Genomic DNA, 17,712 nt, shown 5'->3' on the forward strand with positions numbered 1-17,712 from the left:
CGATCCTCCCTCCGGATCTACGTCGGCAGGAGTGCGCCGGACCTGAACGTTCTCGATCCCGGTCAGGCGGCGTGCCTGCCCCGCGCCGCGGGCCTGCTCGGCGCGGCCGGCAGCCGCAGCGCCAGCGCCAGCACGGCGAGCACCACGGCGCCCTGCGCCACGAACATCGTCGGGTGCCCCTCGCGCAGCAGCTGCGTGGCGAGGCCGATCCGGGGCACCAGCAGCCGGGCGATACCGCGCACCTGCCCGGGCGCCGTGCGGAAGGCGTCGTCGCTGCCGTTGGCGTCGCCGCGCGTGACCAGCAGGCCCCGCTCGTCGAACCCGACGACGCGGTGGGTGACCGTCTCGCCCGGGTGCAGCGGGTCCGGCACGGTGACCACCTGTCCGACCGCCGGCCGCCAGTCCGGCGCCGGCGGGGAGCTGACCACGATGTCGCCGCGGTGCACCCGCGGGCTCATCGAGCCGCTCACGATCACCGACGAGCTCCAGCCCCAGGCCAGCGGCAGGATCGTCCAGGCGATGACCGCCGCGCCGGCCGCCAGCAGGCCGATCGCCACCAGCCGCAGCACCGGCACCGACCAGCGCAGCGAGAGCCGGGGCCGCGCCGCGTGCGCCGGCCGGCCCTCGGCCGGGGCGGCCGGGGGCGGGCGCGTCACCTGCCAGGGCGGCAGCGGCATGGTGGTCACGGTCAGCTCGCCGCCTGCCAGTTGAACGTGGCGCCCGCGTTGGCGCCCTGCGCGGCGTCCGGGGTGCCGGCGTTGACGGTGTAGCTGATCCGGTAGGTCTTGACGTCGCCCGGGCCGGCCGGCGCGAACGAGCCCACGCCCGACGCGAAGCCGGTCCTGGTGGTGCCGAACGAGGCCAGGGTGCCGGTGAAGTCGGTGCCGGACGGCGTGAAGCCGGCGCAGCCGCCGAAGTCGCCGCCGGCGCCCTCCTCGATCACGAGGTCGAGGTACGGGGCCAGCGCGCCGGTCACGGCCGTGCTGTACAGCTTGACGGTGCCGGACAGGCTGCCGTTGTAGGTCAGCTTGATGCACTTCTCGCCGACCGAGCCGGGCCGCAGGTTGGTCGCGGCGAACATCGCCGTGGCGCTGTCGTCGTCGACGAGCGAGACCGTACCGGCGGTCCAGGAGTCCGCCGCGTTGGTGGTCGACGCGGTGAACGCAGCGTTCGACGCCTGCCACATCACACCGGAGCTGAGCGCGATTCCACCGACCACCGTCGCGGCCGCGGTCACCAGGCCCATTGCGCCAACTGGCATCAGAACGTCCTTCCGTCGACCGGAGCTCTGAGTGCCAACCGGTGCTTCATGGAAAGATGTCGGCAGCGCAGGTCAACGCAGCCTCAACCGGCCTTCAAGGAAGGGGCAAGCTCCGGCCGGCCGGGTCAGCTCTGATCATGGGCGCAGTCGTACCCGTAGTCACCGCCGGTGTCCGCGACGTGGATGCCCTCGGGCAGCCGCACCGGCGGCGGTCCCGCCGGCTGCTGCTGGGCGCCGCCGTCGGCGTCGTGCGCCTCGTCGTACTCGTAGTCGTCACCATCGGGCTGGGTGACGGCCGTGTCCTCCGCCATGGTGAACCTCCGCGGGCTCGGTCTGCGATTCCCTTCATGCTGCCCATCCGGCGCCGCCGGCGCCAGCGATTCGGGCGGAACCCTCCGCGCCTCAGAACCCCAGCAGGCCGAGCCGGAACGCGGCGTCGCGGGCGAGCAGGAAGCCGACGACGCCGACGATCCACGACAGCGCGTTGCTGCCGGCCAGCCAGTCACCGACCTTCCTCAGCGGCGGCTCGGCCCGGTCCCCGGCGGCCAGCCGCACCGCCAGCAGCAGCAGCAGCGCGGGAAGGATCATCAGCAGGCAGTAGCCGGCCATGATCAGCGCGATCTGCGCCGCGGCCAGCCCGGAGCCGGTCAGCAGCCCGATCGCGGCGAGGTACGGCAGCATGGTCGTCAGCTCGGCCGCGGCGGCCGCCGGCGCCAGCCCGGCGAGCCCGGCGACCCCGCCGCCGGCGAGTGCCCGTTCGGGCATGCGGATCAGGCGGCCGCCCTTTCTCCCGCGGTCCAGCCGGAAGCTCCAGAAGAACAGCGCGACGCCGAGGACGAGCTGAGCCCACCTCACCGGGCCGGTGTCGAGCAGGCCGCCGCCGGTGAGCTGAGCCGGCCGTGACCGACCCGCAGATCCGTGTCGTGGTCGCCGACGATCACGCCGCCATCCGGGCCGGGATGCGGCTCATGCTCCAGCAGGCGCCCGACATCGCCGTGGTGGGCGAGGCCGCGGACGGCGCGGTCGCGGTCCGCCAGGCGACGGCGCTGCGCCCGGACGTCGTGCTGATGGACATCCGGATGCCCGGCACCGACGGCATCAGCGCCACCCGCGCGATCACCTCGGCCCGGCTGGCCGACGTCCTGATCCTCACCACCTTCGACCTCGACGACTACCTGTTCGGCGCGCTCCGCGCCGGCGCCGCCGGCTTCCTGCTCAAGTCGGTCGAGCCCGCGTCGCTGATCGACGCCGTACGCCGGGTCGCGGCCGGCGACGGCTTCCTTGCGCCCGAGGTGACCCGCCGGCTCCTCACCGCGTTCGCCGGCGCCGGGCCGGCACCGGCGCCACCGCCGGGGCGTACGTTCGACAGCCTCACCGACCGGGAGCGCGACGTGCTCGCCGCGCTGGGCCGCGGCCTGTCCAACGCCGGGCTCGCCGCGGCCCTCGCCATCAGCGAGGCCACCGCGAAGACGCACGTCTCCCGGGTCCTCGCCAAGCTCGGCTGCACGTCCCGGGTCCAGGCCGCCATCCTCGCCAAGGAGGCCGGCCTCTCCTGAGGAGCGCCGGCACCATGCACACCCCACGGAACGCCCCTGAGCTGTTATGGTCTCGGGCCGAGCCGGATTGATGATCTTCGGCTCGTCCGTTGGTCAGCACCCCATTAGCGAGGCATTCGTGAGCATCGACATCGCGGCCGGATTGATCCCGAACGGCGCCGGCGTCCCCGCGGTCTGCAGCCGGCACGGCGAGCCGGCCGTCCTGCGCAAGCGGGTCAAGTTCCAGTCCAAGCCGCCGGGCTGGGCCTATGCGCTGCTGATCGCCGGCGCCCTGCCGTTCCTCATCGTGGTCCTGGTCATGCGCAAGGAGGTGCAGGCGGAGGCCTGGCCGTTCTGCGCACAGTGCCAGCAGATGCACAAGACGCGGACGCTGCTCGGGCTCGCGCTATTCCTCCCGCTGGTCCTGATCTTCGTGCTCGCGTTCGCGAACCCGGACGGTGGCGGCGGCCCGGCGCTGGTCGTGCTGATGTTCGCGACGATCTTCGGCAGCATCGGCGGAATCGTTGCGCTGGCCCGCGGCGGCTACCGGATGCTGTCGCAGGGCTTCGTCGCCCGCGACGGCAACTCGGTCGGCTTCGCCAAGGCACACCCCGCCTTCGCCGCCGAGGCCCGCGCCGCCTACGACCACGCCGCGCGGCAGTACGCCGCCCAGCAGGCCGCCTACGCGCAGCAGTACGCCCAGCAGCAGCAGCAGTACGCCCAGCAGCAGCCGCAGGCCTGACGACGCCGGTGTGGACCTCCGATCCGGTCCCCCCGGCCGACGCGGTGACCTTCCGGCTGCGCCGGCTACGGCTGTGGTTCTGGATGACGCTGCTCACCGGCTCGGCGGTCCTGTCGGTACGAGCGATCAACATGGCGGTGAAGGCGGCGATGGGCCGCCCGCCAGGGGTTGAGGATCTCGTGTTGATGGTGCTGTCCATGGTGGTCCTCACGCTGACCATCGGCGCCGTCGCCCTGCTCCGCCCGAAGGCCGGCCTGGGCTGGGTGCGAACCTCCGAGGCCGGCCTCGAGTTCGCCCAGACCAGCCGGGCGCCGATGTTCCTGCCATGGCCGGCCGTCCGGTCGGTCAGGCGGCGCTTCGCCGGCCCGTTGACCCAGCTGATCGTCGCACCCACCGCGCCCGACGCCGTCGCCGCCGACACGACGCTGTACCGGCGGCAACGGGCCCGCCGGCGCCGGGGCGTCCCTACCTTCCTCGTCGAGGTCGGCATGATGACCCCCGGCCCGGATCAGCTGTTCGCCGAGTTGGACCGGCGGCTCGCCATCCGCGATCAACGCCACCCGGACCAGGGCGGGCCACCGCTCGCCGTTCCCGGAGCCTGACCGCGACAGCCCGGCGAACTCCACGAGGGCTACCTGTCCCGGCCGGACCGGTGCGGGAGGGCACCGCGTTGTGGCGGCGGACCGAGGAGCCACGGTATGAAGGTCATGACCCGGCGGGTAGCTGGACCTCACCGGCCCAGGCGTTCTGCGGCCTCGTCAAGGTCTCGTCGCAGCTGTGCCACTTCATGAAATGGGAAGCTGTGCCATCCGATTTCCCTTGCTGCGGCCACGTTCGTCGCGCTGTCGTCGGTGAAGACGATCTCTTCGCTGGACGCGCCAAGATGGCCGGCCACCGCAGTGAAGGCGGCCGGGTCCGGCTTGCGGCGGCGGAGACGGTAGCTGAAGAACAGGCGGTCGAAACGGGCGAACACGTCGGGGTACCGGCGGCTCAGCGCCTGTTCCTCCAGTGGTCCGTTGTTCGTGAACAAGGCCAGCAAGCGATCCCCGCGGTGGGTGTCGAGGACATCGATGACAGCCGGGCTCGGCAGAAAAGCGCTGCACCATGCGTCGTCGATGTCGTCGTCACTGCCCGCAAAACCGAGGATGGCGCGTATCCGGGTGCGCACAACCGCCGCGGAGCCATAGCGCCCCTGATCGCAGTCGGCGCTGAAGCCAGACAGCCACAGCAGTGCGTGGATCTGCTCGGTGTCCAGGGGGCACGCCTGGGCGAGCCGGTCGAGCCGGCGGGCGTGGTCGAAGTGGCACACCACGCCGCCGAGATCGACGACAAGGTACCCGGTGCTCATGGTCGGATCTCCGTGGTTCGGAGGGTCGCTGCGGCTCGGATCTCGTCCAGCAGCAGGACGAGGTCGTCTTCGGTGGTCGCCGGGTTGAGCAGGCAGGCGCGAAGGGCCTCGGTCCCGGACAGTTGAGTGCCTGTCAGGAAGGCACGTCCGCGGTGCTGGACGGCCGCGGGAATCCGGTGGTTGAGATCGTCCAGCCGGTCGTCCCGGTCGGCGGGGCGGTACCGGAACGCGACGACCGAGGTACTGACCGGGGCGAGCAACTCGAAGTCCGGGGCAGCGCTGATCATCGCTGCCAACGTGTGCGCGAGTCGGATCGTCGTGTCGACCAGCCGAATGATGCCGTTCCTGCCGAGATGGGACATGGTGGCCCAGGTCCGGAGGGCCCGCAGCGGGCGGGTCTGCTCCGGACCGTACTCGGAGAACCAGCCGATCCCGCCGTCGTGATCGTCGCGCAGATAGGGCGGCACCAAGCTGAACGTGGCCCGGGCCAACGCCGGGTCACGCCAGAGCACACACCCGCAGTCGACCGGCACACCAAGCCATTTGTGCGGATCCAGCACGAGCGAGTCGGCCCGCGCCATGCCCGCGTAGCCGGCGGCCGCGGTGTCGCCGGCTACGGCGGCGAGCGCGCCATACGCGCCGTCGACGTGGAACCACAACCCGTGGGCGGCGGCGATGTCGGCGATCTCGTCCAACGGGTCGACGGCACCGGTGTTGACGGTGCCGGCGCTCGCCGCCACACAGAACGGGCGTAACCCCGCCCCCGCATCACGGGCCACCAACGTCCGCAGGGCCTTGACGTCCATGCGGAACCCGTCATCCACGGGCACCACCCGCACCTGCCGGCCTCCGAGGCCCAGTAGCTCGGCCGCCTTGCGCAGACAACTGTGTCCCTCCGCGGACACATACAAGACCATCGGTGGGCGACCGTAGAGCCCTTCCTCACGGACGTCGACTCCGTCCCGGTCCCCGGCGCGCTGGCGGGCGGCAGCCAGGGCGGCCACGGTCGCCATCGACGCACCGCTGGTCAGCAGCCCTCCGCCCGGACGGTGCGGGAAACCGACCAGTTCCGCGAGCCACCTCAGCACGGTGTGCTCCAGTAGCACGCCGGCATGGTCGCCACCGGCACAGCTCGGATTCAGGGCGGCGGCGATCGGTGCGACCAGCACACCGGCTACCGAGGGCGCGGAGTTCACCCACCCGAAGAACCGGGGATGACCGTTGCCCATCGGGTACGGCAGGACGCGGGTGCGGATGTCGTGGACCAGATCGGACAACGGCCGACCCGCTGAAGGCAGATCCTGACGCATCAACCAGGTACGGTCGGCCTCCGTCACCGGCTGCCACACCGGTCGTTCATCGACACTGCCCAGATAATCGGCCGTGACATCTGCGGCGAGCCGGCTCGCACGTCTCAGCTCATCCATCAACGTCTCCTCGCCGGCCGGCCCCGTGCGGCCCGGCATGCCCGAGATCCATCACCAGGTAGTAGACGCAGTCGACAGCTCCGCTGTTGGCGAACCCATGACGGCAGTCGCCCGGGAAGTAGACCGAATCGCCTGCCTCCAACGCCGATGCCTGGCCATCGATGGCGAGCAGGAGACAGCCAACCTCGACCGCCACGTACTCACGCGAGCCCGGCTGGTGCGGCGAGAACTCCCCCGCATCGACACCGGGTCCCAGCACGGTGCGCATGAACTCGAACTCCACGCCGGGCAGCACCGGCGACAGGATGCGCCGCTCCCACCCGGCGGGGTCGCGCACCACCCGTTGTCGCTCGTTGCGCAGTAACACCAGCGCGTTGCCCGCAGGTTCATCCAACATGCGGGAGATCGAGGTGCCCAGCGCCGTCGCGAGCCTGTCCAATACCAGGACGGTCGGCGTCTTCCTGCCTCGCTCCACCTCCGACACCATGCTGCGACTCACGCCGCTGAGCTCGGCCAACTGCTCCAACCCGAGCCCCTGGGCGCGCCGCCGAGCCCGTATCCGCAATCCCAGGTCCGTCATCGACAACCCGCTGGAGAGCAAACCCATACCGTCCGACACGGTTCCACTATAGCGGCTTCATTTCCGCTATAGCAGTTGCCCAACTACTGCCGGGCGATTCGCAGTCGGCTCAGGACGAACTTCCCCGCTGGAGTATCGGGTCGTCAGCCAGGTTGTGGTCTATTAGGGTCGGCGGCATGACGCCAGCCATCGGCACCAGTGCCTTCGACTCGCTGCGCCTCGACGCCGTGCCCGACCAGGAGGCGCTGCGCCGCACCTACGAACTCCCCGGCGACGCGGCCGTGCGCAAACAGACGACCGAACTCACCGAACAGACCCGGCGGCTGATCGACTGCGCATCACTGGTCCTGATCGCCAGCGTCGACGCCGACGGCAACTGCGACGTCTCCCCGCGCGGCGGCCCCGCCGGCTTCGTCGCCGTCCTCGACTCACGGACCGTGGCGATACCGGACGCGACCGGCAACAAGCGCCTGGACACCCTGCAGAACATCATCGCCACCGGACGTGCCGGGCTCCTGTTCATCATCCCGGGGCGCACCACGACACTCAGAATGAACGGCCGCGCCTGCGTCTCCACCCGCCCAGACCTGCTGTCGCGACTGACCGCCGTAGGCAAGCCGCCGGCCAGCGCCCTGGTACTGGGAATCGAAGAGGTCTACCCCCACTGCCCCAAGTCACTCCTGCGCGGCGGCGCCTGGAAGCCCGAGCAATGGCTACCGGCGGACGCCCAGCCGACCTCCGCCGAGGTGACCCTGGCCCAACTACGGATACCGGACCTGACGATCGCCGACATCGAACAGACCGAGGCCGACGCCCTGAAGTACCGATACGAGTAACGGCCACAAGCGATTGCGCCGAACACCCGGACGCGCAAGCACTCCGAATCACAACGTCCCCACGAAGCGGGCCATGGCCGGACGAATACCGCCCCCGACCGCGACGCCATGGAACTCAACGCCGTTGCCGACCCGGCACCGACATCGCCGAATGTCACCGTGTTGGGTCCGACGCTCTCCCGCGGCCCCACCCGGACCGGGCGGATTCAGGCGGTCTTCGCACACCGATGGTGAACGACTACATCTCTGCGCCTAGCGACAACTGTCGCAGCGCCCTCAGAGACGCCCATCACCGCCCGCTGGACGCGCGGATCGCGGCCACATGTGCGCGCACCCAGCATCCCGCGGGACGGTGTTCGGTCTGCGAGGATGCCTGCATGGACGAGAAGATCACGCCCATCCTGCACACGTCAGATGCTGAAGCCTCCGCGGCCTGGTACGGTACGCGCGGCTCGGCTTCGCCAAGCAGTGGGAGCACCGCTTCGAGCCCGGCTTTCCGCTGTTCGTGTGCGTCTTACGCGGGTTGATGCAGCTCTACTTGTCGGAGCACCGCGAGGATGCCCGGCCCGACACACTTCTGTACCTCCACGTCGGGGATGTCGACGCAGTGGCCGCTGAGTTCGGAGCCGCGATCGAGGAAACCCCATGGGGACGAGAGGTCCACCTGAAAAGACCCGGATGGAAACCGTCTCCGTGTAGGCAGCGTTCGGCCTTGATAGCGTCCGTGGGGCAGTAGCCGAACGCGCGCTCATCGGCTAGATCCGCCTGCCTGACGAGTCGACCGGCCGTCACGCCGGGTAGCGCTCGAATCGCGGCAGTCGAGGACGCCTTGAACCGGCACTGCGGACTCGGTCAGCCCCCATCCGGGCGCGCGCACGGTCGGCGGCGGCTCCGTGTGCCTCGATCGTCGTCGAGCGGCCCGGGCGCCAGCCCTGGCCGCACTACAAATCAGGAGGCGACCAGGTCGTCAATCTGGTTGATCGCCGACGTGGTCCCCTCCACCACACCCATGTCGAGCACCTGCTTCAGCGCCTCGGCAGACTCGTACCTGCCCATGTAGGTTGCGCGGGTGCCGCCGTCGTGCTCGGTGAAGGTGTAGACATTGCTCGAGACCGGCAGTCCCGGATTCGGGTTGAAGTCCAGGTCGGCGAAGCCGTCGTCGAAGGAGAAGCTACTCGGCTCGTCCACGGTGGTGACCAGCCAGTATCCGGCAAACTTCTCGCCCTCGGGGCTGGTCATGTAGTAGGTCACCCGACCGCCGGGCGTGAGGTCGTGGTCGACCACCGTCGCCGGGTAGGTCGGCGGTCCCCACACCTTTTCCAACTGGCGGGGATCGGCGTAGACCTGCCAGATCCGCTCGACCGGAGCGGCGAATTCCGCCGTGATGGTCAGGGTGAGATTGTCGAGATCCTGCTGGACGTCGGTCACGGGCATGGTTCAGTCCTCCTGGTCGGAGTTGGATGCGATGAGAACGTCGACGCGCGCGATGCGGCCACGCCAAATCCTTTCCAGCTCGCTGAGCATGGATGCCACCGATCGCACCGCCTCCACGTCGCCGCGGGCCAACTGCTCGCGACCGTTGCGTCGCTTGGTGAGCAGACCAGCCTTCTCCAGCACGGCGACGTGCTTCTGCACCGCCGTGAAGCTCATGTCGTACTTCGCCGCGAGCGTGGAAACGGAGTGCTCCCCGGCCAGCACGCGGCGCAGGATGTCGCGCCGGGTGCGGTCAGCGAGCGCGTGGAACAGAGCGTCCGCTCGGTCGGCGCTCTCGTCCGTCACCGCTCAAACATACAACCGATAGGTTATGCGTTGTCAAGGCCGCCTTTCGGCTCCGCGACTATCGCATCCGCACTTCGGCATGGCAGTGCCTTTGGCGCTGACGGCAATCGTCTACATCCGTTCCTGTGGTTGCCGGCATCCGTTCGGGAGTCGCTACTGGGTTGGCGGTGGAGTTGAGGCGGCGTCAAGCCGCCTTCGCGTGGCGCGTGGCCAGCGGTTGGTTCGCTCGTGGCCGTCAACATCATTGAACGTCACTTCGGCGTAGGTCTTGATGAGGTGGTTCTTCTGGGTGTAGTCGATCAGCAAGTGCCGGCGCCATGTCCGCTCGCCACCGCCGATGACGACCGGCGCCAGCAGGGTCAGCGTGTCCGTCGGCGGGTCGGTGATCCCATCGTGGCGAAGACGTACGACCTGGCCCATCGGGACACAGCGCTGGAAGCATCCCGGCGAACCGGCGTTGACTCGCGTGAGAACGTCGCGGTCACCCAGGGGCTTCGCGAGGTTCAGCGTCGCGGTGCGAGTCATGCCAATCATGGTGCACGGGCCGGTGTAGCCGCTGTGCTGCTCCAGCACGATGACCACCACGGCCTGACGTCGCCGCCGGTCCTGGTGATCCGATGAACGTGACCGTCATGCAAGGTGCCCTGCGCATCCACGGTGGCAGCGTCGATGGACATGCCATAGGTCGTGGCGTCGGGATCCCCCGCGGACGGGCTGAGGGTGGGATCTTGCGACGGGGATTCGGCCGTCTCCTCGTCGTGGCGAGTCAACGATGCTTCTGCCTGCCGGCGCAGTTCCTCCCAGCTTTCGCCCTTGCCCAGGCCAGAAGTGCCGCCTGACCGGATGTTTCAGACATGCCCGCGGCAGACGCTTCGGCGATACTCTCGCGCGCATGGAGATGCAGCCAGCAACGCGGGCCTCGGCACGCGATGCGATGGACCAACTTCACAAGGATGGGTCTCCTGTTGTCAGGCCGGAGACCGCCGCCGATGTCATCGAAGTCGGCTGGCGACGCTGGCAGTCGTTCAAACGTAGGCACAAGACGGCCGCCGGGAACTGGGACCAGCGAGTAGAAGACCTGGCGAAGGGCTTGCGTGATGCCTTCGAACCCGACCCACGATTGGTGGGGCCGCTCATGGAGGACTACCGCCATCTGGCCGCCACCGTTGGACGGGTGTTCGCGGCCAACGACTCCTGAGGCGACCGCCTATCGGCACCCGCGCACCATCTGCGGCAAATCCGTGCACTCCGGGTTCAGTCCAAAGAACCTGGATCGAGCCAGGCGGATTCTGGTCGATATCGCGACCGCGAACTGCGACAGCATGGGCGGCGAGTGGTGAGTCCAGGTCCACAGCGTGCCAGGATCGCAACCATGGACGAGAAGACCGCAGGGCAGCTGCGTGTTATCCGCAAGGTCGTCGCGGCCCTACGGCCGGCCGATATCCCGGCATGGCTGTTCGGAGGCTGGGGACTCGATGCGAGGATCGGCCGGATCACGCGTGAGCACGGCGACGTGGAATTCTGGGTCGAACGTGTTCATGCCGAGCGTTCGAAGGCGCTTCTCGTCGAAGCTGGTGCCACGGCTCTGCCGACTCAACCGCCGGAGGAAGCTTGCGAGTACGCGTGGGACGACGTCTCGTTCAGCACCGCCTACTTTGATCGGCAGTCGGACGGATCCTTCAGCCAGCCCCGTGGGCGGTTCTCCGACTGGCTGTTCCCGCCAGGATCGTTCGACGAGGGGCCCGTGACACTCGACGACACTCCAGTCCTGGCCATGAGCGTCTCCGGCATGCTCGCCATGAAGGAGCAGTTCCCCAGCCTGCGCAACGGCCGGCCATGGCGGCAGAAGGACATCACCGACATGGAAATACTCCGGGGGTTGGCCAGCTGATCGTGACTCGGACTGCCACGCCGGTCGTCACGCTTCGTAGCAATCGGTTCGCGGCAAGACAAAGCACGCGGATGGCCGCCGTAGACGCCGCCAACCGCTGATCCAAGGCTCACAAAAGTCGTGACTCGGCCATGTCCAGATGCCAATCGACGGCCTGGCTCGGACCGGATCGGATTACCCAATGCAGCTGATACAGCATCCAGTGCGCCCAATACATCCTCAGGGTGGCCGGCGCGATCCGGTCAGCGAGAATCTCATCGAGGTGGTTCGCCGCAGCAGTCTCGACGGGATCGGCATCCGCTGAGCGGACAAACCACTCGCGATCAAACGGGTTTTCACTAGGGCAAAGAGTCGATCCAGCGGTACGCGCCAAGATTCCAGTCAACAGCCCCGGTGGCATTGCCGCCGTCGTCGAAGAGCACATTGGCCGCGGTCAGATCGACGTGCAACAGGTCGTCGCCGGTCATCTCAGGTGGCTCTTCGCCACCGATCCGCCGAATCTCGCGAAGAACCCGACGACTCCGCGTGCTGTGCCCGTGCGGCGTCTCGTGCCTGGGTACGGATCGCCGCTCGGGGTGAGATGAAGCGGCCGCACCGGCACATCGGGTCGCGCCTCGAGAGCGTCGACGAATGGATCGTTGATCTCCACCACCGCGTCCACCGCTGCGACGGTCTGACGCCGGGGCGGCGCGCCGGGAAGCCGCTCCTGGACAAACACCACGCCGTCATCGAGATCGACGACAACATCATGTCGGGCACGGGCAGATCACGACCACGAACGTACGCGAGCACCTCGGCGGTCCGTCTCGCCGCGGCCAACGAACTCAACGAACGTGTCACCACAGCGGGCCGGCCATCCGGCCATCGCGCGTAGATCGTGCCACCGAGTTCGCCGTCCGGAGCACGACCCACCGCCGTCAGCCCGGCATATCGTGGCAATGGTTTGATCGTGCTCCCCGCCGTGTCTCGATGAGCGTCAAGCCGGCGCTGGATCATGTGAGCCGGTGACACATTCTGAAGGAGACGTCATGCGGCGATTCGACGGCAAGGTCGCGCTCGTCACGGCGGCGGCACAGGGCATCGGGCAGGCCGTCGTACGGCGGATCGCCGCCGAGGGCGGTGCGGTGGTCATCACGGATCTGAGGGAGGACGCGGTCGCAGCACTGACCGAGGAGGTCGGCGCGGAACACGCGCTCGGGATCAAGGTCGATGTCACCTCGCGCGCCGACGTGGACACCGCGGTCGCCGCGGCAGCCGAGCGATTCGGCCGGCTCGACCTGGTGGTGAACAACGCGGGCGGCTGCATCGTCACCTCAATGCCCGAGGACACCTCAGCCGAGGACTGGCACCGTCAGCTCGACTTCACCCTCGTCAGCGCCGCCCGTTGCATCCAGGCGGCCATCCCGCACCTGGTGAAGACTCGTGGCAACGTCGTCACGATCAGCTCGGTAAACGGTCTCGCGGCCTTCGGTAACGTGGAGTACGCCGCGGCGAAGGCCGGCCAGATCGCGATGTCGCAGAACTACGCCGCCCGGTACGGTCGGCTCGGCGTGCGCTTCAACGTGGTCGCTCCCGGCACCGTCCGGACACCGAACTGGGACTCCCAGCCGGACGAGCTGGAGAAACTCACCTCGATCTACCCGCTCGGGCGCGTCGGCGAGCCAGCGGACATCGCCGCAGCGGTCGCATTCCTCGGATCCGACGACGCCGCCTGGATCACCGGACACACCCTGCCCGTAGAGGGCGGCGTGCTGACCGGCCCTAACCCGATCGACCTGAGCCCGCCGGACACACTTCACAAAGACGTCTCGTAATCGCACATCGATCGCCAGGGCCAACCTCGCCGACACCAAGATCGAGCGGATCGATCTCGGCAATTCAGGATGCCGGGCGGCATGGCATGCCGACTACACAATGTAGCGGTGCGTGGCCAACGCGCACGGGCTGCGCCAGGTGCCCGCGCACGCAAAGTCAGGGATGCCGCATGGCGATGGCTACCCGCCGATAGCGAACCTCGAACAACGAAAAGCCCCGCGAGTCGTCCATCTTCGTCGCGCCGTCCGGTCGCCAGCCGCCGGCTTCGTAGAAGCGGCGTGCTCGATCGTTGGTCGCCAGCACCCACAAGAGGTTCTCCCGGAAGCCCGCCTCCGCCAGCCGGCGCAGACCCGCGTCCATCAGCAGCCGCCCGGCACCCTGCCCCCAGCAGCCGGGCAGCAGGTTGCGAGCCGGGTTCGAGAGGCGGCCCTCCATGATTGACCGGATGGTCAAGGTTGGTTGAAGCGGGCGGCGAATCGCGCGGTGAACAGGTCGGCGCCCTTGCGTCGGTGCACGGTCTCTGCGGTTGCCGCAGCGGGGCCGTTGGGGGTGGGGAGTTGGCCGACTCCCGCGTGTGTTCCCAGCGGGAGCAGGATTCGCCGGTCGAGTGTCGGGGTGTGGACGGCGTCTGGCTGATCGTCGGCGAGTTGTGCCCTGATGTTCCTGGCAACGATCGCAGCGTGCTCCATGGCGTAGGACGCCATCTTGGGGTCGGGGAGGTCGGCTACGTCGCCGATGGCGTAGACGTGGCCGTAGCCTCGGACGTTCAGGTGGTCGGTGACCGGGATCATTGCCTGGTCGGTCAGCGGCGTCAGACATCCGTCTGCCAGATAGCCGGTGTTGATGTGGACGCCGAACGCGCGGAACCAGATGTCGGCGACGATCTGTTCGCCCTTGTCGGTGGCGACCGCGAAGCGGGTTGCCTGGCCGGCCGGTACCGGCGGCAGTGCGGTCAGGCTGGTGCCCTGCAGTAGGTCGATGCCGCGCTCGTTCAGCTGACGGTGCAGGCCGTCGCGAACCTCGGGCAGGAAACCGGGGAGTAGTTGGTCGGCCCGGTCAACGATGATGATGTCTTTGTCCGGCCAGACGTCCCTGATCTCGCCGGCCAGTTCCAGGCCGACCGGGCCGGCGCCGAGGACCAGCACGCGACCGGCGCCGGACAGCTCCTCGTGGGTCTTGCGGAGGTCGTCCAGCTGCTGGGCGATGTCGTTGGCTTCCGGTTTCGGCTTGGCTGGATACGAGTAGCCGGAGCCGGTGGCCAGCACCAGGTAGTCCGCCTCGACCCGCTGACCCGACGCGAGCGTCACACCCTTTGGATCCACTGAGACAGCCCGGCCGCGAATTGTCCGTCCCCGCTCGAGCAGGGTTCCGAACGGGAAGAACGCGTTGGGCGCCCAGCCCGGCCGGGTCAGCGCCCGCAGCGACGCGGCTGCGTTGACGAAGCCCTCCCGGGGATCGATGAGAATCACGTTCGCGGCGGTATCCAGTTCCTTGGCCACCAGTGTTCCGCCGTATCCTCCGCCGACGACCACGACCGTACGTTCCATGTTGCGCCTCCCAGCGAGTTGACGTGACAACTGTAGCGCGGCTAGTTGTCTCGTCAACTCCTGCCTCGGTATGATTCGACCATGGCCGGACCACGCACGCTGGAACCCGAGCAATGGGAGCTCTGGCACACCTGGATGCAGGCGCACCGCTTGCTCAGCCGGGAGCTGGACCGCGATCTGCAGCGCGGGTACGGGATCTCCAAGGCCGAGTTCAGCGTGCTCGTGACCCTGCACCAGTCCCCCGACGGCCCGATGCGCGTCGGCGAGCTGGCCGAGTCACTCGACTGGGAGAAGAGCCGCGTCGCGCACCAGCTGACTCGGATGGAGAACCGCGAGCTGGTGGAACGGACTGACAACGAGTCCAACGGCCGCCGCTCCGGGATCAGCCTCACCGCCAAGGGTCGCAGCGCCGCCAAGAACGCCATCCTGGGCCACGCCGACAACATTCGCCGCTACTTCTTCGAGGCGCTGACCCCCGACCAGGCCGCGGCCATCCACGCGTGGAGCCGCCAGACGGTCGACCGCATCGAACCGGACAACGGAACCTCCACCAGCGGTATCGCAACGAAGTGACAAGGTGGGCTCTGGGGTAGAGGGCCGACGGGCACATCGGCGGGTATCGGTACGTCGCCAAAACCTACCCTGCCTATAAGATTTACAGAGTTCGAACAGGGCATTCAGCCGATCCACCCTACCCATCGGCGACAGTGGATGGCATGCGAAAACTACTGGCCACTCTGGCCACCGCTGCTCTCGCCGCTGCCGCCGGTTTCGTCGCCTCCGCCGGCGCGTCGACAGCGCCCGCGGCGGCCGCCGCGACTCCGCCGAACATTGTGTTCGTCCTGGTCGACGATCTGGCGTGGAACCTGGTGCAGCACATGCCGAACGTACAGCGGCTGCAGACCGACGGCACGACGTTCACCAACTACACCGTCACCGACTCGCTGTGCTGCCCGTCCCGCTCGTCGATCTTCACCGGGAAGTTCCCGCACGACACCGGGGTCTTCACCAACGAGAGTCCCGACGGCGGCTTCGCGGTCTTCCGTAACCGTGGCAACGAGTCGCAGACCTTCGCCACCGCCCTGCAGGCCCAGGGCTATTCCACCGCGTTCCTGGGCAAGTACCTCAATGGGTACCTCCCCAAAGATCTCTACACGCCGCCGGGCTGGACGGAGTGGTACGGCGCCGGCAACGCCTATGGCGAATACAACTACAACCTGAACGAGAACGGCACGCTCGTGCACTACGGAAACACTGACGCCGACTACCTCACCGACGTCGTGAGCGCCAAGGGCAAGTCGTTCATTCAGCGCGCGGCCGCGGCGCACAAGCCGTTCCTGGTGGAGATCTCGACGTTCGCACCGCACGGCCCATTCACTCCAGCTCGTCAGGACCTCGACAAGTTTCCCGGCCTGACCGCCCCGCACACCCCCGCCTGGGACACCTTGCCGGCGAACGCGCCGACCTGGCTGGCAGGCAACGGACCGCTGACCGCTGCCGAGATTCAGAAGATCAACACCGACTACCGGAAGCGAGCACAAGCCGTACAGGCCGTCGATCGCATGATCGCCGGACTGCGTCAGCAACTCGCCGACTCCGGGGTCGCCGACAACACGTACGTCGTATTCAGCTCCGACAACGGCTTCCACATGGGCGACCATCGCCTGGTCGAGGGCAAGCAGACGGCGTTCGACCATGACGTGGTCGTGCCACTGGTGATCACCGGCCCGGACGTGCCCGGTGGCATCAGCCGCCCGCAGATCGTGCAGAACATCGATCTGGCCCCCACGTTCGAGCGCGTCGGCGGCGCTGCGGTCGCCGGTGACGTCGACGGCCGCTCTCTGCTGACACTGGTCACCGGCGGGCAGACTGCCCCGTGGCGGACCGGCTCACTCATTGAGCACCACGGCCCGGGTGCCGGCCCCGACGACCCCGACGTCCAAGACGCCCGCAACGGCATGCCGACCACCTACGAAGCACTTCGCACAGCGACGTACACCTATGTCGAATACGATAACGGCGAACGCGAATACTACGATCGCACCACGGACGCATACCAGCTGCGAAACACGTACGCCAGTCTCCCGGCATCCCGCACGGCAGTCCTGCACTCAGACCTCGACGCCTTGAAGAACTGCCACACGAATACCTCCTGCTGGACCGCCGGACACGTCAGCTGATACCAGCACGGCGAATTCTCACGAACAGCACAGAGGTCTGGACCGCTTGGCGGTCCAGACCTCCGCAGCCGGCCGGGGAGAAGCGGACCCTGGCTTTCGGCTTGATCAGGTGCACCCATCTCGGCACGAGCGTGCGTCTGCCCGACCCGCTCGGACTGACATGGTGTGACCAGCTGTCCGCCTACTGGCGAGCGCGCTCGATCGCGTGTAAGCGCGGGCAATCTCCTTCTCAAACCCGTCCCTGACTGTTGGACATCCACTCAAGCGGGAAAGATCTCCGTGGCCTCAACTGGCGCCCAGTCATCGTCTCGTAGACCTCATGGGCTACATACAGAAGGTTCTCAGCCGACTGAAGCCCGATAGCTACATATGGCCGGCAAGGATACAAGCACACCTGGCATAAAGAAAATGGTCGCTTGCCTGTGGGAACTGCTCACCATTTGACCGAGTCATCGGGATGAGTGCCAGAGCTTTGCGGTCAAGGTAGAAGCAAGCTTCCTGGAGGCGGTCGTCGAACCAGATGCACAGTGGGACATGAGGCAGGCCTTCGAAAAGCACTCGACTCGGCCGCTTCGTGCGACGCACTCATCTCGGCATTTCTGTGCGTCGCGGGCGGGCATGGGTTACACAGAGTGTGACGGCCTTGCCTCCGTGCGCGATCGGGCTCGCCGGAGACGGGGCCGCCGGGCAATAGCTATTGCCGCAGTCGCCAGGGCGGTGGTGGGGGAACCGCCGATCGGGGCGGGGGTTACGGTGGATCAATTGCAACTC

Annotated in this window: 23 protein-coding genes; 10 read left to right on the forward strand and 13 right to left on the reverse strand. The window is 68.1% G+C overall.

The genetic code is table 11. The features are described from left to right. Nucleotides 1-62 precede the first annotated feature (62 nt). The 4 genes from AB0F10_RS11680 to AB0F10_RS11695 form a co-directional block, all read right to left on the reverse strand. The gene (locus AB0F10_RS11680; protein WP_360622708.1) at nt 63-686 is read right to left on the reverse strand and encodes a S26 family signal peptidase; all 624 of its coding nucleotides are present in this window, start codon (nt 684-686) and stop codon (nt 63-65) included. 2 nt (nt 687-688) lie between these two features. Continuing rightward, nucleotides 689-1,261: a hypothetical protein gene (locus AB0F10_RS11685; protein ID WP_360622710.1), complete on the reverse strand. Its 573-nt coding sequence runs from the start codon at nt 1,259-1,261 to the stop codon at nt 689-691. Nucleotides 1,262-1,386: 125 nt separating this feature from the next. After that, the gene (locus AB0F10_RS11690; RefSeq protein WP_360622712.1) at nt 1,387-1,572 is read right to left on the reverse strand and encodes a hypothetical protein; all 186 of its coding nucleotides are present in this window, start codon (nt 1,570-1,572) and stop codon (nt 1,387-1,389) included. A 91-nt stretch (nt 1,573-1,663) separates the two neighbouring features. Beyond that, nucleotides 1,664-2,116 (reverse strand): GAP family protein, encoded by a 453-nt coding sequence (locus tag AB0F10_RS11695; protein WP_360622714.1) that lies wholly within the window; start codon nt 2,114-2,116, stop codon nt 1,664-1,666. 44 nt (nt 2,117-2,160) lie between these two features. On the opposite strand from AB0F10_RS11695, the gene AB0F10_RS11700 reads away from it, so the two are divergent. From AB0F10_RS11700 to AB0F10_RS11710, 3 genes are all read left to right on the forward strand, one after another. After that, nucleotides 2,161-2,817, forward strand: a complete 657-nt coding sequence (locus tag AB0F10_RS11700; RefSeq protein WP_360622716.1) for a response regulator transcription factor — start codon at nt 2,161-2,163, stop codon at nt 2,815-2,817. A gap of 118 nt (nt 2,818-2,935) precedes the next feature. Then, nucleotides 2,936-3,538, forward strand: coding sequence for a hypothetical protein (locus AB0F10_RS11705; protein ID WP_360622718.1), 603 nt, complete (start codon nt 2,936-2,938; stop codon nt 3,536-3,538). An 8-nt stretch (nt 3,539-3,546) separates the two neighbouring features. Then, nucleotides 3,547-4,140, forward strand: a complete 594-nt coding sequence (locus AB0F10_RS11710) for a hypothetical protein (RefSeq protein WP_360622721.1) — start codon at nt 3,547-3,549, stop codon at nt 4,138-4,140. 128 nt (nt 4,141-4,268) lie between these two features. Here AB0F10_RS11710 and AB0F10_RS11715 read toward each other — a convergent pair whose 3' ends face one another. Genes AB0F10_RS11715 through AB0F10_RS11725 form a run of 3 tightly spaced genes read right to left on the reverse strand, consistent with a single transcriptional unit; the run spans nt 4,269 to nt 6,932 of the window. After that, complete coding sequence (locus AB0F10_RS11715) at nt 4,269-4,886, reverse strand: HAD family phosphatase (protein WP_360622723.1); 618 nt, start codon at nt 4,884-4,886, stop codon at nt 4,269-4,271. Then, on the reverse strand, nt 4,883-6,313 hold the full coding sequence (locus tag AB0F10_RS11720; RefSeq protein WP_360622725.1) for an aminotransferase class V-fold PLP-dependent enzyme: 1,431 nt from the start codon (nt 6,311-6,313) through the stop codon (nt 4,883-4,885). Before AB0F10_RS11720 ends, AB0F10_RS11715 begins: the two co-directional genes overlap by 4 nt. Beyond that, nucleotides 6,306-6,932: an XRE family transcriptional regulator gene (locus tag AB0F10_RS11725; protein WP_360622727.1), complete on the reverse strand. Its 627-nt coding sequence runs from the start codon at nt 6,930-6,932 to the stop codon at nt 6,306-6,308. The genes AB0F10_RS11720 and AB0F10_RS11725 overlap by 8 nt, the downstream gene beginning before the upstream one ends. Before the next feature lie 137 nt (nt 6,933-7,069). Here AB0F10_RS11725 and AB0F10_RS11730 point away from each other — a divergent pair, with 137 nt between their 5' ends. Both AB0F10_RS11730 and AB0F10_RS11735 read left to right on the forward strand, forming a co-directional pair. Beyond that, entirely contained in the window at nt 7,070-7,729 is a 660-nt protein-coding gene (locus AB0F10_RS11730) for an MSMEG_1061 family FMN-dependent PPOX-type flavoprotein (protein ID WP_360622729.1), read from the forward strand. A gap of 433 nt (nt 7,730-8,162) precedes the next feature. Next, a complete protein-coding gene (locus tag AB0F10_RS11735) occupies nt 8,163-8,465 on the forward strand; it encodes a glyoxalase superfamily protein (protein WP_360622754.1) in 303 nt (100 codons plus the stop codon). A 212-nt stretch (nt 8,466-8,677) separates the two neighbouring features. Here AB0F10_RS11735 and AB0F10_RS11740 read toward each other — a convergent pair whose 3' ends face one another. The 3 genes from AB0F10_RS11740 to AB0F10_RS11750 all read right to left on the reverse strand — a co-directional run bounded on the left by AB0F10_RS11740 (nt 8,678) and on the right by AB0F10_RS11750 (nt 10,093). After that, complete coding sequence (locus AB0F10_RS11740) at nt 8,678-9,163, reverse strand: SRPBCC domain-containing protein (RefSeq protein ID WP_360622732.1); 486 nt, start codon at nt 9,161-9,163, stop codon at nt 8,678-8,680. 3 nt (nt 9,164-9,166) lie between these two features. Beyond that, nucleotides 9,167-9,508 carry a metalloregulator ArsR/SmtB family transcription factor gene (locus AB0F10_RS11745; protein WP_360622734.1) on the reverse strand — a complete coding sequence of 114 codons (342 nt, stop codon included), beginning with the start codon at nt 9,506-9,508 and terminating at the stop codon, nt 9,167-9,169. Nucleotides 9,509-9,661: 153 nt separating this feature from the next. Further along, the gene (locus AB0F10_RS11750) at nt 9,662-10,093 is read right to left on the reverse strand and encodes a hypothetical protein (protein ID WP_360622736.1); all 432 of its coding nucleotides are present in this window, start codon (nt 10,091-10,093) and stop codon (nt 9,662-9,664) included. 307 nt (nt 10,094-10,400) lie between these two features. On the opposite strand from AB0F10_RS11750, the gene AB0F10_RS11755 reads away from it, so the two are divergent. Together AB0F10_RS11755 and AB0F10_RS11760 are read left to right on the forward strand one after the other, a co-directional pair. After that, nucleotides 10,401-10,706, forward strand: a complete 306-nt coding sequence (locus AB0F10_RS11755) for a hypothetical protein (protein ID WP_360622738.1) — start codon at nt 10,401-10,403, stop codon at nt 10,704-10,706. Nucleotides 10,707-10,880: 174 nt separating this feature from the next. Continuing rightward, nucleotides 10,881-11,399 (forward strand): nucleotidyltransferase domain-containing protein, encoded by a 519-nt coding sequence (locus tag AB0F10_RS11760; protein WP_360622740.1) that lies wholly within the window; start codon nt 10,881-10,883, stop codon nt 11,397-11,399. Nucleotides 11,400-11,737: 338 nt separating this feature from the next. Here the strand turns inward: AB0F10_RS11760 and AB0F10_RS11765 are convergent, their stop codons facing one another. Beyond that, nucleotides 11,738-11,866: a hypothetical protein gene (locus AB0F10_RS11765; protein ID WP_360622742.1), complete on the reverse strand. Its 129-nt coding sequence runs from the start codon at nt 11,864-11,866 to the stop codon at nt 11,738-11,740. 561 nt (nt 11,867-12,427) lie between these two features. On the opposite strand from AB0F10_RS11765, the gene AB0F10_RS11770 reads away from it, so the two are divergent. Beyond that, on the forward strand, nt 12,428-13,213 hold the full coding sequence (locus AB0F10_RS11770; RefSeq protein WP_360622744.1) for an SDR family NAD(P)-dependent oxidoreductase: 786 nt from the start codon (nt 12,428-12,430) through the stop codon (nt 13,211-13,213). A gap of 157 nt (nt 13,214-13,370) precedes the next feature. On the opposite strand, the gene AB0F10_RS11775 is transcribed toward AB0F10_RS11770, so the two are convergent. Both AB0F10_RS11775 and AB0F10_RS11780 read right to left on the reverse strand, forming a co-directional pair. Further along, nucleotides 13,371-13,649 carry a GNAT family N-acetyltransferase gene (locus tag AB0F10_RS11775; protein ID WP_360622746.1) on the reverse strand — a complete coding sequence of 93 codons (279 nt, stop codon included), beginning with the start codon at nt 13,647-13,649 and terminating at the stop codon, nt 13,371-13,373. Between the two features lie 14 nt (nt 13,650-13,663). After that, on the reverse strand, nt 13,664-14,761 hold the full coding sequence (locus AB0F10_RS11780) for an FAD-dependent oxidoreductase (protein WP_360622748.1): 1,098 nt from the start codon (nt 14,759-14,761) through the stop codon (nt 13,664-13,666). Between the two features lie 81 nt (nt 14,762-14,842). Between AB0F10_RS11780 and AB0F10_RS11785 the strand changes: the two genes are divergently transcribed. Next, entirely contained in the window at nt 14,843-15,334 is a 492-nt protein-coding gene (locus AB0F10_RS11785; RefSeq protein ID WP_360622750.1) for a MarR family winged helix-turn-helix transcriptional regulator, read from the forward strand. Nucleotides 15,335-15,477: 143 nt separating this feature from the next. After that, a complete protein-coding gene (locus AB0F10_RS11790) occupies nt 15,478-16,941 on the forward strand; it encodes a sulfatase (RefSeq protein WP_360622756.1) in 1,464 nt (487 codons plus the stop codon). Nucleotides 16,942-17,712: the final 771 nt, after the last annotated feature.

The sequence above is a fragment of the Actinoplanes sp. NPDC026623 genome, assembly GCF_040638275.1.
GTDB lineage: Bacteria > Actinomycetota > Actinomycetes > Mycobacteriales > Micromonosporaceae > Actinoplanes.

Bases quoted from the DNA above. Each gene is read 5' to 3' on its own strand.
- AB0F10_RS11720 (WP_360622725.1), bottom strand. From the start codon at position 6,313: ATGGATGAGCTGAGACGTGCGAGCCGGCTCGCCGCAGATGTCACGGCC.
- AB0F10_RS11785 (WP_360622750.1), top strand. From the start codon at position 14,843: ATGGCCGGACCACGCACGCTGGAACCCGAGCAATGGGAGCTCTGGCAC.
- AB0F10_RS11760 (WP_360622740.1), top strand. From the start codon at position 10,881: ATGGACGAGAAGACCGCAGGGCAGCTGCGTGTTATCCGCAAGGTCGTC.
- AB0F10_RS11685 (WP_360622710.1), bottom strand. From the start codon at position 1,261: ATGCCAGTTGGCGCAATGGGCCTGGTGACCGCGGCCGCGACGGTGGTC.
- AB0F10_RS11690 (WP_360622712.1), bottom strand. From the start codon at position 1,572: ATGGCGGAGGACACGGCCGTCACCCAGCCCGATGGTGACGACTACGAG.
- AB0F10_RS11770 (WP_360622744.1), top strand. From the start codon at position 12,428: ATGCGGCGATTCGACGGCAAGGTCGCGCTCGTCACGGCGGCGGCACAG.
- AB0F10_RS11780 (WP_360622748.1), bottom strand. From the start codon at position 14,761: ATGGAACGTACGGTCGTGGTCGTCGGCGGAGGATACGGCGGAACACTG.
- AB0F10_RS11765 (WP_360622742.1), bottom strand. From the start codon at position 11,866: ATGACCGGCGACGACCTGTTGCACGTCGATCTGACCGCGGCCAATGTG.
- AB0F10_RS11730 (WP_360622729.1), top strand. From the start codon at position 7,070: ATGACGCCAGCCATCGGCACCAGTGCCTTCGACTCGCTGCGCCTCGAC.
- AB0F10_RS11790 (WP_360622756.1), top strand. From the start codon at position 15,478: ATGCGAAAACTACTGGCCACTCTGGCCACCGCTGCTCTCGCCGCTGCC.
- AB0F10_RS11755 (WP_360622738.1), top strand. From the start codon at position 10,401: ATGGAGATGCAGCCAGCAACGCGGGCCTCGGCACGCGATGCGATGGAC.
- AB0F10_RS11715 (WP_360622723.1), bottom strand. From the start codon at position 4,886: ATGAGCACCGGGTACCTTGTCGTCGATCTCGGCGGCGTGGTGTGCCAC.
- AB0F10_RS11740 (WP_360622732.1), bottom strand. From the start codon at position 9,163: ATGCCCGTGACCGACGTCCAGCAGGATCTCGACAATCTCACCCTGACC.
- AB0F10_RS11775 (WP_360622746.1), bottom strand. From the start codon at position 13,649: ATGGAGGGCCGCCTCTCGAACCCGGCTCGCAACCTGCTGCCCGGCTGC.